Below are 16,329 nucleotides of genomic sequence, written 5' to 3' on the forward strand. Positions count from 1 at the left end.
GGTGGTACTGTTTCTTACTATTATTATACGCTATTTCTCGTCAAAAATCAACCATTTGTTGTGACAGAGCCTTTCAAAATAAGATCAAGCCAGATGCGCGTACTGCGGCCGTTGCCCTCACGAAAGGGGTGGGCGACATTCATTTCAACATATTTTTCGATGATTTCGTCGAAAGTGCTTTGCGGCATGCGCTCAATCTGTATCAGCGCATCAAGCAGATACATGGCCGGGACAAAACGGAAGCCACCCTTGGCAATGTTTACAGAGCGAACCTTGCCTGCAAAATCGTAAATATCCATAAAAAGCTGCTTATGAATCGTCTGCAGCGTTTTGAAGGTGCCGGCCTCCAGCTTGTCCAGCATACCGCTTTCGAAAAGCTCTAACGCACGCTTTTTGCTTAAGCGCTCTTCCTGAGTTGCCAGCTCGGCGGAGCTGGTGATGCCTAATTTATTTTCCAAAGTCATAGTATAGATACCTCGTTGGTTTTAGTGGTGTATTTATTATATCATAAATCAATTTCGGGAAAAACAAAAAGCTCCGAACTCCTAAAAGTTCGAAGCTTTAACTTCTTGGCTCCCCGAGTAGGACTCGAACCTACGACGCCCTGATTAACAGTCAGGTGTTCTACCGGCTGAACTATCGGGGAATTAAGGTTGGTAAGTCAACCAACGAAGATTATTATACTCGCATGGCAATTATTTGTCAACAGTTTTTTTAGAAAAATTTATAAGTATTTTGAAAAGGCGATAAATGCACGGAATTTAGGAGATGAAATGCCTATATAGAATTAAGGCAAGTGATATGAAAGGCGAGGGAAAGATGGTCTTGATGTGTTGCCTTAAAGGCAGCGCTCTTCACCTTTACTTAATGCAGAAAGCGAAGAAAGCAGTAAGAGCTAAAATCTTTAGACAAATAGTAGGCGCTTTTAAGGTTTTATGCTATAATATCCTTAATGATATAAACTACATGTGTAAAGGAGTGTTCCCCATGGAAGAAGCTGTATTATACGCTGTGGAAAACAATATTGCGACGATTACTATGAACCGTCCGAAGAGCCTGAATTCAATGAATGACGCGCTGATTGACGGTTTGCATGCTGCCATTACCAAGGCTGCTGCTGACGCTGAGGTGCGTGCTATCGTACTTACCGGCAACGGCAAGGCATTTTGTGCCGGAGGCGACCTGAGCTATCTGAACGGCTTGGAGGGCGTTGCTGCCAAGAAGGACTTTATCGCTAAGGTGGGCGACGTTGCCAAACGCTTGACTACTATTCCTAAACCTGTTATTGCTTATATCAATGGCGTTACTGCCGGTGCCGGCGTTAACCTGATGCTGGCCTGCGACCTGGTGTATGCATCTGCCAAGGCACGCTTTGGCGAGAGCTTTGCCAAGGTTGGCCTGATTCCCGACTGCGGCGGTCTGTATTTCCTGCCGAAGGCTATCGGTGTGCTGAAGGCTAAAGAGCTGATGTTTACCGGTGACTTGATTGACGCTGCGACTGCCAAAGAGCTTGGCATGCTGAACGATGTTTATGAAGACGAAGAGCTGAAGGATAAGGTTTACGCTATGGCTGCACGTCTGGCAGCAAGCGCTCCGCTGTCTATCAGCCTGACGAAGAAATATCTCAATGACCATGATCTGACTCTGGACGAAGTGCTGGCAATCGAAGAAACTACCCAGGCGCTGCTGATGGGTACAGACGACTGCAAGGAAGGCATTGCTGCTTTCTATGAGAAGCGTGCACCGCAATTCACAGGCAAATAAGAAACTAATCAGCAGAAAAAAGTAAATGTTTATGGAACTGTCACATAATTTATACTGATGGTTCCGTTTTCTTTTTGACGTAGGAATACAAGATGTTGTATAATAAATCTATTGATAAATTTTTCTCGGAGGAAAGTATGCTCGATTTCAGTACAATGATTTATCGCATTCCTGCGCTGTTGTTTGCGATTACGATACACGAATATGCCCATGCGCAATGTGCGGACAGCATGGGTGACCCGACTGCGCGTTACATGGGACGCATGACCTTCAACCCGATGGCACATTTGGACCCGTTGGGTGCGATTCTGCTGGTGGTAGCCGGCTTCGGTTGGGCTAAGCCCGTAGAAATTAACCCCAGCAATTTCCGCAACCGCCGCGAAGGTATTCTGAAGGTTTCCTTTGCCGGTCCCGCAGCCAATCTGTTTTTGTGCTTTCTCGCAGCATTCTTCATGACGTTTTTAAATCGCTTCGGTCTTTTGAGTGATGGCGTTTACCGCTTTTTGCTGTGGATGCAGTTATATAATGTATGGTTTGCTTTCTTCAACCTGATTCCGGTTCCGCCGTTGGACGGCTCCAAGATTCTTTCGGAGCTTCTGCCGCCGTCTATGGCCTGGAAATTTGACAATCTGGTTGGACGCTACGGCTTTTATATTCTGATTGCGTTGGTGTTCACCGGTATTACAGGTGCGATTATCAGACCGCTTGCCGCTGGCTACATGCTGCTGGTAAACGGTATCTTGGGTTTAGTGTTCTAGGCCATGGCTGATTTATCGTTGAAGCTGACTGCGTTCGAAGGTCCGCTGGATTTGCTCCTGCACCTTATCGAGCGTGATAAAGTAGATATTTATGACATTCCCATCGCTGCGGTTACGGAGCAGTATATAAGCTATCTGCGCAGCATGAGCGAATTTGATATGGAGGTTGCCAGTGATTTTCTGGTGATGGCCGCAACGCTGCTGCAGATTAAATCGCGCATGCTGCTGCCCAAGCAATCCGCTGAGGGCGAGGAGGAGGAAGCAGACCCGCGCCAGCAGCTGGTGGAAATGCTGGTGGAATACCGCCGCATTAAGCGTGCCGCTGCTGCTTTGGCGGATATGAAGCAGAGCGCTGACCTGTACTGGCAGCGTGAGCCGATGTTCGGCAATCTGGTGGAGCGTACTGTTGCTCCCTGCACGGTGCAGCAGTTATTGAAGGCTTTGGCAGGCATGACGACTGCGCCCGACGGCAAGCCGGCAGCCTTTATTGAGCCGCAGGCCTACAGCGTGCAGGATAAAATGGCAGATATTCTGCAAAGACTGCAGCGCAGGCCACAGGGCTTTATGATGAATGAAATTTTTACCGCAGGCAGCCCTGCCGAGAAGGTAGCCTGCTTTTTGGGTGTACTGGAGCTGCTGAAGCTAGGGTTGATTGCTATCAGCCAAGCACAGCGCTTTGCACCGATTTATATCTTCGGCAAGCAGGGACAGGAGGAAGCAAACGATGTATCTTGACAAAATGACAGGAGCACTGGAAGCGGTGCTGTTTGCTGCAGGTGAGCCTGTTTCTGTAGCGGAGCTTGCGGACCTTCTGCAGCTTGATAAGCCGCAGGTGTGGGAGCTTGTTTCGGAGCTGAAGCAGTCCTACGAGGCGGAAAGCAGGGGATTGATGCTGCGTGAAACAGCAGGCTGCTTTCAGCTGGTGACCAAGCCTGTTTACTATAATGTACTGCTGGGCTTAGGACGCAAAAAGGAAGTAAAGCTGACGAATGCTTCCTTGGAAACCCTGGCGATTGTCGCTTTTAAGCAGCCGGTGACGCGCGCAGAGATGGAAGCCATCCGCGGCGTGAAGGTTGACGGCGTACTCAATACACTGCTGGACCTTGGCCTGGTAGTGGAGGCAGGACGCAAGAAGGCCTTGGGCAACCCTATTTTATATGCTACAACAGAAAAATTCCTGATGGTGTTTGGCCTGAACTCATTGGAGGAGCTCCCACCGCTGGAAACGAAGCCTGAGGATGAGGCAGAGGCTGCGCAGCAGGTGCTGCAGCTTGATAATACATTAGAAGCAAAGGAAAACTGAGATAGATGGAAGAACGTTTACAAAAAATCCTGGCGGCAGCAGGCGTTGCCTCCCGCCGCGAAGCAGAAAAAATTATTACGGCAGGTCGCGTCCGCGTGAACGGCAAGGTTGTTACCGAGCTGGGCTGCAAGTTTGATGCCGACAAGGTACGCATCAGCGTTGACGGCAAGCCTATTGCGCAGGAAGCCAAGGCTTATTACATGTTCTATAAGCCGAGGGGAGTAGTCACCACTATGTCCGACCCGCAAAACCGCCGCAGCATTGCCGATTTCGTGCAGAACCTGCCGGAGAGAGTTTTCCCGGTAGGACGCCTGGACTTCAATACCGAAGGACTGTTGCTGCTGACGAATGACGGTGCGCTGGCACAGGCGCTGATGCACCCGAGCCATGAAGTCAACAAAACCTACTTTGTTAAGGTTCCGGGCATTGTGTCGCAGGAAAAGCTGGACCAGCTGCGCTTGGGCGTAAAGCTGGAGGACGGCCCGACCGCTCCGGCGATTGTCAACCTGCGTGATTATGACCATGAGCGTGGCTTTACGCTTTTTGATATCACCATCCATGAGGGACGTAACCGCCAGATTCGCCGCATGTGCGACGCTATCGGCTTCCCGGTGCGTGATTTGAAGCGCATCAAGCTGGGACCGCTGCAGCTGCAGAATCTGGGACGCGGCAAGTTCCGCAGTCTGAGTGAGCAGGAATTATCTCAGCTCAGAAAGGCGGCTAAGCTATGACGCGAGTTGCGATTGTAGGCGGCGGCGCGGCAGGCCTGTTGGCAGGTATTGCTGCAGCCTGGAGCGGAGCGCAGGTAACGATTTATGAAAAAATGCGTGTGCCGGGCAAGAAAATGCTCATCACCGGCAAGGGACGCTGCAACATTACCAACGCTTGTGAAATACCCGATTTCATAAAAAATCTGCCCGGAAACGGAAGATTTTTAAATAGTGCTTTACATAGGTTCTCAAATGATGATATAGTATTGCTGTTGGAGAGTAACGGACTGCCGACGAAGGTTGAACGCGGCGGCCGTATTTTTCCGGTAAGCGACAAGGCGAAGGATGTAGTTGATACGCTGGTGAGGATTTATACCGAGGCCGGCGGCAAGCTGCAGACCGACACCAAGGTTATTGATATCATGGTCAAGGAAGGCCATGTGTACGGCGTGCGTACGGTCAACGGCGTGTACGAGGCAGACAGAGTTATTCTGGCTGCGGGCGGCGCCTCCTATCCGGGCACAGGCAGCGATGGCGGCGGTGCCAAGCTGGCGAAAAAGCTGGGTCACACGATTGTGCCGCTGAAGCCTTCTCTGATTCCGCTGGAAAGCGATTATCCTTATGTTGATGACCTGCAGGGCTTGTCTTTGCGCAACGTGCAGGCAACGCTTTTGGCCGACGGCGTAAAGCTGGGCAGTGAATTCGGCGAGATGCTGTTTACGCATTTCGGCGTTTCCGGTCCCATTGTGCTTTCGCTGAGCAATCTTGCCGCGGACGCTTTGGCTGCGGGCAAGGATGTAGAGCTGGAGGTTGACCTGAAGCCTGCGCTGAGCGAGGAAAAGCTAGATGCGCGCATTCAGCGCGATTTTGTGCAGTACAGCCGTAAGCAGGTGCTCAACGGCATGAAGGATTTGCTGCCGCAGCGACTGATTCCCGTTGTGCTGGATATGTCCTACGTTGATGAAAACAAATTCATCAACCAGGTTTCGCGCGAGGAGCGTCACAGACTGCTGCAGACGCTGAAGCATTTTGTCATCACCATTTCCGCAACACGTCCGATTGCAGAGGCTATCGTTACTGCAGGCGGCGTGAGCGTGAAGGAGATTGACCCCAAGACCATGGAATCCAAGCGCATCAAGGGCCTGTACTTTGCAGGCGAGGTTATGGATATCGACGGTTATACCGGCGGCTATAATCTGCAGGCAGCGTTCAGCAGCGGTCATGCTGCGGGCGAAGCGGCGGCTGCCGAAGAATAATTCATAAATTTGACTTAAATTAGGCTATCCATATACATGTAAAACATGGTATTATATAGATAGCTAATACATTATAAAGTGTGGTTATGTAGAATGAAGAAAATTGTTGTGGCAATTGATGGTCCCGCAGGTGCAGGCAAAAGCACTATTGCGAAGCTGGCTGCCGAAAAATTAGGCTATGCCTATATTGATACCGGTGCCATGTACAGAAGCGTAGCCTGGAAGTTTTTGCAGACAGGCAAACCTTTTGACGAGGACTTTATCAGCGGCTTATCTAAGACTATGCTGATTGACTTCAAGCCGGAGGCAAAAATCAACCGTGTTTTTGTGGACGGTACCGAGGTTACCGATGCTATCCGTACTCCCGAGGTGACGGCGATTGTGTCGCGTGTTGCTGCTATCGGAGCAGTGCGTGAGGCAATGGTGGACCAGCAGCGCCGTATGGGCGAGGCAGGCGGTGTCCTGATGGACGGCCGTGATATCGGTACGGTGGTATTCCCGAACGCACAGCTGAAAATTTTTCTTACTGCTTCGGTTGAGGAAAGAGCGCGCCGCCGCTATGCGGAAATGGTGGCCAAAGGTCAGCAGGTTGATCTGCAGCAGCTGCAGGCGGATATTGCCGAGCGCGACAAGCAGGACAGCGAGCGTGCTATCAGTCCGCTGCGTCAGGCAGAGGATGCACTGCTTCTGGATACATCCGATATGGGCATCAGCGAGGTTACCGAGAGAATTTTACAGCTGGTGCAGGAGCGCGCACAATGATTTATACCTTAGTGAAGAATCTCTTTAAAATTCTTTTTACCATCTTTTTGCGATTGAAGGTAGAAGGAACAGAAAATATTCCCAAGGATGGTCCGCTGGTTATAGCGAGCAACCATCTGAGTCTGCTTGATCCGCCTGTACTTGGTACGGCAGCAACCCGTAAGGTCCACTTTATGGCCAAGGAAGAGCTGTTTGTGCCGGTTCTGGGCACTATCTATAAAATTCTGGGTGCTTTCCCGGTGCGCCGTGGCGGCGCGGACCGTGCTGCAATCAAGCATGGTATTGATATTCTGGAAAGCGGTCAGGTGCTGGCGATTTTCCCTGAGGGAACGCGCAGCAAGACCGGCGAGCTTGGTAAGGCTCAGCCCGGAGCGCTGATGATGGCGAGCAAAGCGAAGGCAACTATCGTGCCGGCCTGCATCATCGGTACCGATTACAAGCGTCATGGCCGTATCTGGCCAAAGGTTACGGTGCGCTTTGGCAAACCGATGCCTTTTCCTGAGGACGCTGTAGTCAACAAAGAATTTTTGCATGCAATGACTGAAGAGCTGATGCAGCACATTGCAAAGCTGCAGGCAGGTGAAGATGTATAATGGAAATTAAGGTAGCAGAGCACTGTGGTTTTTGCTATGGTGTGAAGCGCGCGGTGGCGTTGGCCCAAAAGGCTGCGACCGACCGTGTGCAGGGTGCAACGCTGGGACCATTGATACACAATCCCCAGCTAATTGCCGAGCTTGCATCTAATGGCATTGCCTGTAAGGACAGCCTGGAGCAGTTTGCTCCCGGTGAAACGGTTATCTTCCGTTCACACGGCGAGGGGCCTGAAACCTACGCGCAGGCAGAAAAACAAGGGCTGACAATTTTGGACGCAACCTGTCCGAATGTGCGCCTGGCACAGCAAAAGGCTGCTCAGGCAGCAGCTGATGGCTATTTTCCTGTAATAGTCGGAGAAAAAAATCATCCGGAAGTAAAAAGTATTTTAAAATGGGCAGGAAAAAACGCTATCTGTGTAGAATGTATAAAAGATATCTCTTATGTACCGCGCCAGGAGCGTTATGGAGTAATCATCCAGACGACTTTTGAGCTGCAGAAATTTAATGATATATTGCAGGCACTGCAGGAGCAGCGCCCGGGAGAATACCGTGTGGAGCGCACCATCTGTCTGGCGACAGCGCAAAGACAGCAGGCGGCTGTAAAGCTGGCTGCAGAGTCGGATGCCGTTATCGTCATCGGCGGACGCAACAGCGCCAACACAAGGCATCTTTTCGAGCTGGTGCAAAAGCATTGCAGGCAAGCATATCATATAGAGACTGCCAGCGAACTGAGCAGCGATATGCTAAGGGGTTGCAATAAAATAGGAATCACGGCAGGAGCATCGACTCCGGACCGTTTAATTAAGGAGGCTATTTTAGTAATGGAAAACATGGATTTTGAAAGCATGCTCAACGAAAGTATGGAGGTAGAGGTATATCCTGGCAAAGTTGTCAACGGTACCGTTATTCAATTGGATAAAGACGGCGTTTATGTATCTTTTGGATATAGACATGATGGTCTGATTCCTTATTCCGAATGGTCCCAGACCGAATCTGCTGAAGAACTGCAAAACTCCATCAAAGTTGGCGACGAAGTAGAAGCTAAGGTTGTTCCTGGCAGCACCAAGAGCGATTTCGTTCGTCTGTCCAAAATCAAAGCAGAGCGCGACGCAGCATGGAAAAATGTTGCTGAGCTGCCCGAAGGCGAAAAACGCCCGGCAACCGTTAAGGTTCTGCGCATCATCAAAAACAAAGCTAAAAACATTGTTGGCCTGGGTGTTGCAGTTGAAGGTGTTGAAGGCTTCATGCCCGCATCTCATGTTGAACTGCGCCGCGTAGAAGACTTCACCGGTTATGTCGGCAAAGAGCTGGAAGCTGAAATCATCGAAGTTGACCTGGAGAAAAAACGCATCGTTGTTTCCCGCCGCGACCTGCTGAGAGCTGAAGCTGAAGCAAAACGCAAAGCTTACAAGGAAGCTAAAGAAGCTCGCATTGCTGCTGCTAAAGAAGCACGCGCCGCTGCTGAAGAAGCTGCTTACAACTCTGTTGCTGAAGGCGAAGTTTACACCGGTAAGGTTGTAAAAGTTGCTGAATTCGGTCTGTTCGTTGAAATCGGTGAAGGTCTGGTTGGTCTGGTTCACAACACCGAACTGTCTTGGGACCGTAGCGTAAAAGCTGCTGACGTTGCTAAAGAAGGCGACGAAGTAACCGTTCTGGTTAAGAGCATCGACCGCGAAAACAAACGTGTTGCTTTGAGCATCAAAGCTACTCTGGAAGATCCCTGGAAGGTTGAAGCTTCTCAATTCCACATCGGCGACATTCTGGATGTAGAAGTTGTTCGTCTGCTGGCTTTCGGCGCTATCGTTAAACTGAGCGACAAAGTTGAAGGTCTGGTTCACATTTCCGAAATCGCTCCTGAGCGCATCGAAGCTCCGAGCGACGTTCTGGAAGTTGGCCAAGTTGTTAAAGCTGAAATCATTAAAATGGATCTGGACAGCAAAAAAATCGGCCTGAGCATTTCCAAAGTTAAACGCGACGCTGAAAAGAACGAATTCCGTTCCTACATGGGCAGCAAAAAATCTCACCTGAGCCAAAACCTGTCCGAGCAGCTGGAAAGCCTCGAAAAATAATTGGAGAAGGATATGCAACGTGCAAAGCGTAAGCTAGAACATATTCAATATGCACTGGAGCTGGGCGACGGCCCGGCGGCAACGCACCTTGCTGATCTCCGCTTCTTACACAACTGTCTGCCGGAGATTAATCCGGCAGACTTTGTTTTATCTGTAGAAATTTTAGGCAAACGTCTACGTTTGCCTTTTTTCATTGATGCTATTACCGGCAGTACAGATGCGGTGACGGAGATTAACAGAAAGCTGGCGCAAGTGGCGGCAAGAACCGGTATCGGTATGGCTGTCGGCTCGCAGTTCGGCGCTGTGCGTGACGGCAGCGGTATCGCGAGCTATACTGTGGTGCGCGAGGAGCTTGCTGAAGGTCTTGTTATCGGTAACATCAGTGCTCTTGCTACGCCTGCGCAGGCGCAGGCTGCCGTTGACATGCTGCAGGCTGACGCGCTGGAGGTTCACCTGAACGCTGCGCAGGAGCTGTGGATGGCCGAGGGCGACAAGGATACCTGCGGACTTTTGGCAAACCTAGTGCAGATCCGTGATGCTGTGAGCGTGCCTGTTATCGTCAAGGAAACAGGCTGCGGTATTGCTGCAGAGCAGTACGAGCTTTTGCTGGAGCAGGGCTTTACCGCCTTTGACTGTGCCGGCGCAGGGGGGACGAACTTCCCGGCGATTGAGGCAAAGCGTCAGGGCGTGGAGCTGACGGAGGAGTTTGCTGCCTGGGGCGTGCCTACCTGCTGGAGCTTGCTTGACGCGCAGCAGACACTGCCGCAGAATGCTCTGCTTTTGGCGAGCGGCGGCATCCGCAGTGCAGGTGATGCAGCGCGTGCCTTCGCTCTTGGTGCGGACGCTGTAGGAATTACCGCACCGCTGCTGCGCCTGGTTATGGAGCAGGGTGTTGACGCTGCCGCAGATTATGTGGAAGCGCTGGCGGACGGACTGCAGAAGTATATGCTGCTTTTGGGCTGCCTGACGCCGAAGGAGCTGCGTGACGTTCCGCTGATTGTGACGGGAGAAACTCGTGACTTTATTGCCAGCCGCGGTTACGAGTTGGCGAAGCTGTGCAGATGGCGCAGAGGGTAAAAAAGAAGAGGATAGAAAAACTGCGGAGCAGGCGAGAGCTTGCTCCGCAGTTTTTGGTGAGAAAACCGTTCTAGTCACTTATGACTTTTGCTTCTTTACCTCTAAACGTAATACCATATTTGTAAATGGTATGTACATTACGAGCGAGAAATTCTGTATCGTATTTTTTATCTAAAATTTGTTTTTAGGCTGTTAAAGCTAAGTCGGTGAGTTTATCTGAAGCTTTACTTGTCGCTTTAATTCCTGGTTGCTCAGAGCTTCTTGATTCAAGCTGGATATCATAACGATCATCGCCACTTTCTCTATTAGAAAGAAGCTTATGGATATTTGTAATTAAAGCTCTAAAATAAGAAGACTAAATAAAATATTTTAAAATAAATTCCGAGATAGGAATATAATTTGATTTTCAAAACATAATGTGCTATACTCGGAGAAAGGAGGGATAGAGCCATGGTTGAAAGAAAAGAATACCTCGCACAGCTTTGGGAGTGGAAAGACGAGCACATCATTAAAGTTGTGACGGGAATTAGACGTTGTGGTAAATCGGTGCTTCTGGAACAGTTTAAGGACAGACTTCATTTAGCTGGCGTGGAAGCAGAACAGATTATATCAATCAACTTTGAAGACCTAGAGTTTGAAGAGCTTTTGGATTATAAGGTACTTTATCGTTATATAAAAGAACGTCTGTGCAGCGATAAAATGACATATATATTTTTGGATGAAATTCAGAACGTGCCTGATTTCCCCAAAGTAGTAGATAGTCTATATGTAAAGAACAACACGGATGTATATATTACGGGTTCAAATTCGTATTTGCTTTCAAGTGAACTGGCAACCCTTTTGTCTGGAAGGTATGTGGAAATATCAATGCTTCCCCTTTCTTTCCGTGAGTATGTCACTGTGACGGGGAGACCGCAAGAAGATGCTTTTTCAGAATATATGCAAACGGGAGGACTTCCGTATGTTGCGGTGATGAACCGCACGGATGAAAAAGTAAATCAATATCTGGAGGGAATCTACAACACCGTTATTGTTAAAGATATTGAGGAACGCCAGGCAAGAAAAGAAAAAGATGCAGGTAGACGTAAAATCACAGATATTGCACTACTGAAGACCATTGCACGCTATTTGGCAAGTGTAATCGGCAGTCCGATTTCTATAAAAAGCGTAACCGATTACTTAATCTCTTCTGGCAGAAAGATTTCCCCGAATACGGTTAGTGATTATGTAGAGGCTTTGACTGAATCATTTGTCTTTTACCCAGCTGAAAGATTTGATATTGTGGGGAAACAGCTTTTGAAAGCCAATAAAAAGCTGTATATGGTTGATCTGGGACTTCGCAATCATATTCTTCCAAGAAAACGGTATGATTTGGGCTTTTCCATTGAGAATATTGTATATTTCGAGCTTTTACGGCGAGGCTATAAGGTCAATATTGGAAAGTTTGGCTCAACTGAAGTGGACTTTGTCGCTCAGAAGCAAGGAATATTAACTTATTATCAGGTTACAGCTAATATGACTGCTGAGGAAACATTTGAACGAGAGATGCGTCCGCTACGGGGAATACAAGACAATTATGAGAAAATCGTCTTGACGCTTGATCGCTTCTCCCTCGGAAATTATGAAGGCATAAAAGTTGTGAATGTCATTGACTGGCTGCTGGGGATATAGTGGATTGTTGGGTTTTCCAAAAATCTTGTGGCAGAAAAGCTGAGCGCGTAAGCTCCAGTTATAATAAAATATGTATTGAGCGTCATCGTGGGAGAAACCTGCGATGGCGTTTTTTACGTTTTGAAGGATGATGCTGGGATGGCAATATGTTAAAAATTGAATAGCTATGCGCGCAGAAAGGGAAAAACTGTCAAGAGTTCAGCATATCGGGAGACGAGTTTGACCTGGCGGGAACAAGATGTTATAATTTTTATTAAAGAATACTTGTAAAGAAAAATTATAAACTTGTATTATACAAAATTTAGCTGAACGGGAGGTTGCTAGTGATGAATGTCAATTTACAGGAGATTATTAATAAATTACAAACAGCGAAGGGAGAGCTGCAAAAGCAGCAACGCTTCGCGCAGTTTGCTACAGGACTAGACAAGCTTATTTCTCATACCTCAGAGCCATTGATGCTTGTGGTCATGGGCTCTTTTTCTACGGGTAAGTCGTCATTTATTAATGCATTGCTGGGCGAAGAAATTGCGGCTGTGGAGGAAAAGCCGACGACGGCTGTTGTAACGAAGTTTTGCTATGGTCAGCAGGATAAGCTTTTGCTGCATTTCAGAGATGGTAAGGTGCAGTCTGCAACGCCTCAGGAATTTACTAGAATGACAGCTGTTAACAATGAAGAAAAGCTCAACGAGGTTCATGAAAAGCTGGATTATGTCGAACGCCAGATGCCGCTGGAAATCTTAAAGCAGGTCAGCATTATTGACAGTCCGGGACTAAATGATTTGAAGGAAAAGCGCTCTGAAGCAACGGAGCGTTTTGTCAGCAAGGCGGATACAGTGCTGTGGATGTTTTCTGTGGTACAGCTGGCAACGAGGGAAGAGATGGCGGCGATGGACAGGCTGACGCCACGCCTGAAACCGATTGCTGTTGTTAATAAGATGGATCTGCTGGACGAGGAAGAGGATAATCCGCAGGAGTTTTTAGCAAAGGCCAGACAGACATTAAATGGCAGAGTGCAGTACGTTGTAGGCATTTCTGCGAAGTATGAGCTGGAAGGAAAGAAGGAAAATAATACGCTAAAGCGGGAGATTGGTAATTTTGCCGAGTTGGAAAAGGCTGTAGCTGATTTGGTGCTGCCTCACCACGAGAAGTTTAAGCTGAACACACTGCTCGATGAGCTGGGTGCTTATTTTGCTGCGTTTAACAGGAAGTTTGCGCAGGCGAAGGCAGAGAACGAAGCTAAAAAGAGTGGAAGCTATGAAGAATATATGGAAAATGAACAAGCCTTTATGCAAACAGAAGATATTCTTATTGGTGTAACCAGCGGTATTTGGGATTACTGTGAGCGTGAAGCAGGGCGTAATAATGAGCTGGCCTTGTATTTATTAGGCGTGCTGTATGAGGGTGGCATTAGCGTGCTACAAGATACGGATAAGGCATTGCGATTTTATCAGAAAGCGGCAATGAAAAATCATCAGGATGCGATGATTAATTTGCATGCCTATTATAGTAATCATGGAAGTGATGCTGCTGCTAATTATTGGTTAAGAAAAATAGCTGAGCAAGGGTTGGCTGAGGCGCAGAATAATTTAGGTAATTGTTTATATAAAGGTAGTAGTTGCACTGTTGATAAAGTAGAGGCAGTCAAATGGTTTAAAAAGGCTGCGGAACAGGGTCATGCAAAAGCTCAAAATCACTTAGCTTATTGTTTAGTTAAAGGAATTGGTTGTGCAGAAAATAAAGCTGAAGCGTTCCAATGGTATAAGAAATCTGCGGAACAGGGTTATGCAAAAGCTCAATATAACTTAGCTTATTGTTTAGTTAAAGGAATTGGTTGTGCAGAAAATAAAGCTGAAGCGTTCCAATGGTATAAGAAATCTGCTGAACAGGGTTATGCAAAAGCTCAAATTAGCTTAGCTTCTTGTTTATTTTTAGGAATTGGTTGTACAGAAAATAAAGCTGAAGCGTTCCAATGGTTTAGAAAAGCTGCGGAACAGGGTCATGCAATAGCTCAATATACGGTAGGAAGATATCTAAGAGAAGGCTGGGGTGGTATAACGAAAAATCAAACTGAAGCGTTCCAATGGTATAAGAAAGCTGCTGAACAGGGTTTTGCAGAAGCTCAATATATGGTAGGAAGATATCTGACAGAAGGCTGGGGTGATGTAACGAAAAATCAAACCGAGGCGTTCCAATGGTTTAGGAAAGCTGCAGAACAGGGTCATGCAGAAGCTCAATATAACTTGGCTTATTGTTTAGATAAAGGGATTCGTTGTGCAGAAAATAAAGCTGAAGCGTTCCAATGGTATAAAAAGGCTGCAGAACAGGGTCATGCAAAAGCTCAATATAACTTAGCTTATTGTTTAGATAAAGGAATTGGTTGTGAAAAAAATAAAGCTGAAGCGTTCCAATGGTATAAGAAATCTGCTGAACAGGGCTAAGCTTCAAATATAACGCTGGTATAAAATCTCAATTCAGTAATATATAATAGAGGCTGGGACAAAACCACCCTCTCAAACTAAAGAAGGACTGGAATTTGAGTTTTTTCTCAAATTCCAGTCCTTTTACTTCGCGTAAAATTAAGCTGCAGCTGTATGCTGCATATATTTTCTTAAATTTACTGCCATCAAAGCCAAACCCATTTCTATTTTTGCTTTGAATTTTCCTCTTACCGTAAATCTGTTGAAACGCAAATTAGCCTTCAAGAATCCAAAGACTGGCTCTACATCAATTTTCCTTCTCTTGTAGATTTTACCAGTCTTATTGTCTGAAAGCTGTGCTCTAATATATTCTTTTTGCTGTTCCCATTTTACGTTTATACTTATTTTTCTGTTATTGCCTTCTTTGGCCTTGCAACACTGACTGCGGTATGGGCAATTACAACAATCTTCGCATTCGTATACTCTAAAGTTTCTCGCAAAGCCGTTCTTATCTTTTCTTTGGGAATTATATTTAAATATCAATTTTTTGCCGTTTGGACACGTATAGTAATCATCAGCATTATCATAATCCCAATTAGCGGTCTTGAAAGCATCTTTTTTATATATTCTTTCCTGCTCTTTCAGATACATGCCATAAGTAATTAACGGTGTCAGTTGTCTGTTTTCAATAATGTCGACATAGTTTTCCTCACTGCCATATCCAGCATCAGCTACAATATATTCCGGCAAAGAAAAATAACTGCTTTCAATAACATCTAGAAATGGTTTAAGTGTGCGAGTATCTGTAGGATTGGGAAATAAGTCATATGCAAGAGCGTATTGGCCTTCTGTTGCTATTTGTACGTTATAACCTGGCTTCAGCTGGCCGTTCTTCATATAATCTTCTTTCATACGCATAAAAGTAGCATCTGGATCTGTTTTGGAATAACTGTTTCTATTCTCCATAATAGTAAGTTGTCTGTCGTATTTTTGTTTTCGGGCAATATTATCTTTTAAGATTTTTCTGAGTTGCTTCGGACGTTTCCTTTTGTGCCTTATTCGTTTACGTTTTTCGACAGAATCAGATTCAGCTATTTCTTTGTCCATAACCTCAATAGCTGAATCAAGCTTTTCGACCACCTCAACCATCTCTTTTTCGTTAATCGTAGCTTCTTGCTCAAGCTCCATGGCAGGAATTATTTCCTGCTCAACCAATTCATCGTATATCCGTCTGGAATTTTCTATCAGACTTATACCATATTTTTCTACAGCCTTTTTCCATACAAAGCTGAATTTGTTGGCATTGGCTTCTATCTTTGTTCCGTCTATGAAAATAGCTTCATTGTTTATTATCTTTTCTTTTATAAGTTGGGCTCTGAACTGAATAAAACACTGACAAAGCAGTTCCTGCATGTCTTTGTTGCTTCTGAATCTGTTAATAGTGCGGTAGCTGGGTGAATATCCCTGAGCTAACCACATCATACGAATGCTGTCAGATAACAACGCTTCTATTTTTCTACCGGAAAATACCGACTGAGAGTAGGCACACAATAATATTTTGAGCATCATTCTCGGGTGATATGCCGGGCAGCCCGTTTCTTTGTAATATTTATCAAAGGCCTTTTTGGGAATACTTTCAACCAAATTGTTTACGTGCCTTGCGATATCGTTATCCTGAATTTTTATTTCTAAATTTAGAGGCAAAACCAGCTGATTTATGTTATAATTTTTGTACATGACGAGTTCCTTTCCTTGTTTTTGTTATTTTGTGGTGATTTAATTCTAACAGAAAAGCAACTCGTTGTGTACTTTTAGCACTAAAAAACCAGTGGAAATTTACCTGACGGTAAAACTCCACTGGTTTTTCTGTTTAAGGTTGGGTTTTGTCCCAGCCTCTTTTTAATGTTCAGGAGTGTTGTAAACACTTCTAAACACTTTAATTAAACTGA

The 16,329-nt window shown here is 46.5% G+C and carries 13 protein-coding genes, 1 tRNA gene and 1 pseudogene; 12 read left to right on the plus strand and 3 right to left on the minus strand.

Going from position 1 to position 16,329, the window contains the following annotated elements; all coding sequences use genetic code 11:
- Nucleotides 1-71 precede the first annotated feature (71 nt).
- Both M5E81_RS05570 and M5E81_RS05575 read right to left on the minus strand, forming a co-directional pair.
- A pseudogene (locus M5E81_RS05570) lies at nucleotides 72-464 on the minus strand (Fic/DOC family protein); the annotation flags it as partial.
- Nucleotides 465-570: 106 nt separating this feature from the next.
- Nucleotides 571-646 (minus strand) — tRNA-Asn (locus M5E81_RS05575).
- Nucleotides 647-987: 341 nt separating this feature from the next.
- On the opposite strand from M5E81_RS05575, the gene M5E81_RS05580 reads away from it, so the two are divergent.
- The 12 genes from M5E81_RS05580 (at nucleotide 988) to M5E81_RS05635 (ending at nucleotide 14,401) form a co-directional block, all read left to right on the plus strand.
- Complete coding sequence (locus M5E81_RS05580; RefSeq protein WP_040565195.1) at nucleotides 988-1,764, plus strand: enoyl-CoA hydratase/isomerase family protein; 777 nt, start codon at nucleotides 988-990, stop codon at nucleotides 1,762-1,764.
- Nucleotides 1,765-1,901: 137 nt separating this feature from the next.
- Nucleotides 1,902-2,522, plus strand: coding sequence for a site-2 protease family protein (locus M5E81_RS05585; RefSeq protein ID WP_040565206.1), 621 nt, complete (start codon nucleotides 1,902-1,904; stop codon nucleotides 2,520-2,522).
- Between the two features lie 3 nt (nucleotides 2,523-2,525).
- Nucleotides 2,526-3,257: a segregation and condensation protein A gene (locus tag M5E81_RS05590; protein ID WP_249748080.1), complete on the plus strand. Its 732-nt coding sequence runs from the start codon at nucleotides 2,526-2,528 to the stop codon at nucleotides 3,255-3,257.
- Nucleotides 3,247-3,825, plus strand: coding sequence for an SMC-Scp complex subunit ScpB (gene scpB, locus M5E81_RS05595; protein ID WP_009145777.1), 579 nt, complete (start codon nucleotides 3,247-3,249; stop codon nucleotides 3,823-3,825). Before M5E81_RS05590 ends, scpB begins: the two co-directional genes overlap by 11 nt.
- A gap of 5 nt (nucleotides 3,826-3,830) precedes the next feature.
- Nucleotides 3,831-4,556: a pseudouridine synthase gene (locus tag M5E81_RS05600; RefSeq protein WP_249748081.1), complete on the plus strand. Its 726-nt coding sequence runs from the start codon at nucleotides 3,831-3,833 to the stop codon at nucleotides 4,554-4,556.
- A complete protein-coding gene (locus tag M5E81_RS05605) occupies nucleotides 4,553-5,791 on the plus strand; it encodes a BaiN/RdsA family NAD(P)/FAD-dependent oxidoreductase (RefSeq protein WP_249746991.1) in 1,239 nt (412 codons plus the stop codon). The genes M5E81_RS05600 and M5E81_RS05605 overlap by 4 nt, the downstream gene beginning before the upstream one ends.
- A gap of 93 nt (nucleotides 5,792-5,884) precedes the next feature.
- Complete coding sequence (gene cmk / locus M5E81_RS05610) at nucleotides 5,885-6,553, plus strand: (d)CMP kinase (protein WP_009145774.1); 669 nt, start codon at nucleotides 5,885-5,887, stop codon at nucleotides 6,551-6,553.
- Entirely contained in the window at nucleotides 6,550-7,146 is a 597-nt protein-coding gene (locus tag M5E81_RS05615; RefSeq protein ID WP_210684442.1) for a lysophospholipid acyltransferase family protein, read from the plus strand. Before cmk ends, M5E81_RS05615 begins: the two co-directional genes overlap by 4 nt.
- Nucleotides 7,146-9,215 (plus strand): 4-hydroxy-3-methylbut-2-enyl diphosphate reductase, encoded by a 2,070-nt coding sequence (gene ispH, locus M5E81_RS05620; protein WP_249746992.1) that lies wholly within the window; start codon nucleotides 7,146-7,148, stop codon nucleotides 9,213-9,215. Before M5E81_RS05615 ends, ispH begins: the two co-directional genes overlap by 1 nt.
- A 12-nt stretch (nucleotides 9,216-9,227) precedes the next feature.
- Nucleotides 9,228-10,292: a type 2 isopentenyl-diphosphate Delta-isomerase gene (gene fni / locus M5E81_RS05625; protein WP_249746993.1), complete on the plus strand. Its 1,065-nt coding sequence runs from the start codon at nucleotides 9,228-9,230 to the stop codon at nucleotides 10,290-10,292.
- Between the two features lie 450 nt (nucleotides 10,293-10,742).
- Nucleotides 10,743-11,963 (plus strand): ATP-binding protein, encoded by a 1,221-nt coding sequence (locus M5E81_RS05630; protein ID WP_249746994.1) that lies wholly within the window; start codon nucleotides 10,743-10,745, stop codon nucleotides 11,961-11,963.
- Between the two features lie 326 nt (nucleotides 11,964-12,289).
- Entirely contained in the window at nucleotides 12,290-14,401 is a 2,112-nt protein-coding gene (locus tag M5E81_RS05635) for a dynamin family protein (RefSeq protein WP_249748093.1), read from the plus strand.
- A gap of 138 nt (nucleotides 14,402-14,539) precedes the next feature.
- Here the strand turns inward: M5E81_RS05635 and M5E81_RS05640 are convergent, their stop codons facing one another.
- Nucleotides 14,540-16,117 (minus strand): IS1182 family transposase, encoded by a 1,578-nt coding sequence (locus M5E81_RS05640; protein WP_249746995.1) that lies wholly within the window; start codon nucleotides 16,115-16,117, stop codon nucleotides 14,540-14,542.
- Nucleotides 16,118-16,329: the final 212 nt, after the last annotated feature.

The sequence above is a fragment of the Phascolarctobacterium succinatutens genome, assembly GCF_023497905.1.
In the GTDB taxonomy this organism is placed as follows: Bacteria; Bacillota; Negativicutes; order Acidaminococcales; family Acidaminococcaceae; genus Phascolarctobacterium_A; species Phascolarctobacterium_A succinatutens.

What these genes read in the sequence shown, in the direction of transcription:
- fni (WP_249746993.1), top strand. Translation starts at nt 9,228, where the DNA reads ATGCAACGTGCAAAGCGTAAGCTAGAACATATTCAATATGCACTGGAG.
- M5E81_RS05635 (WP_249748093.1), top strand. Translation starts at nt 12,290, where the DNA reads ATGAATGTCAATTTACAGGAGATTATTAATAAATTACAAACAGCGAAG.
- M5E81_RS05580 (WP_040565195.1), top strand. Translation starts at nt 988, where the DNA reads ATGGAAGAAGCTGTATTATACGCTGTGGAAAACAATATTGCGACGATT.
- M5E81_RS05585 (WP_040565206.1), top strand. Translation starts at nt 1,902, where the DNA reads ATGCTCGATTTCAGTACAATGATTTATCGCATTCCTGCGCTGTTGTTT.
- M5E81_RS05615 (WP_210684442.1), top strand. Translation starts at nt 6,550, where the DNA reads ATGATTTATACCTTAGTGAAGAATCTCTTTAAAATTCTTTTTACCATC.
- scpB (WP_009145777.1), top strand. Translation starts at nt 3,247, where the DNA reads ATGTATCTTGACAAAATGACAGGAGCACTGGAAGCGGTGCTGTTTGCT.
- ispH (WP_249746992.1), top strand. Translation starts at nt 7,146, where the DNA reads ATGGAAATTAAGGTAGCAGAGCACTGTGGTTTTTGCTATGGTGTGAAG.
- M5E81_RS05640 (WP_249746995.1), bottom strand. Translation starts at nt 16,117, where the DNA reads ATGTACAAAAATTATAACATAAATCAGCTGGTTTTGCCTCTAAATTTA.
- M5E81_RS05605 (WP_249746991.1), top strand. Translation starts at nt 4,553, where the DNA reads ATGACGCGAGTTGCGATTGTAGGCGGCGGCGCGGCAGGCCTGTTGGCA.
- M5E81_RS05630 (WP_249746994.1), top strand. Translation starts at nt 10,743, where the DNA reads ATGGTTGAAAGAAAAGAATACCTCGCACAGCTTTGGGAGTGGAAAGAC.
- M5E81_RS05590 (WP_249748080.1), top strand. Translation starts at nt 2,526, where the DNA reads ATGGCTGATTTATCGTTGAAGCTGACTGCGTTCGAAGGTCCGCTGGAT.
- cmk (WP_009145774.1), top strand. Translation starts at nt 5,885, where the DNA reads ATGAAGAAAATTGTTGTGGCAATTGATGGTCCCGCAGGTGCAGGCAAA.
- M5E81_RS05600 (WP_249748081.1), top strand. Translation starts at nt 3,831, where the DNA reads ATGGAAGAACGTTTACAAAAAATCCTGGCGGCAGCAGGCGTTGCCTCC.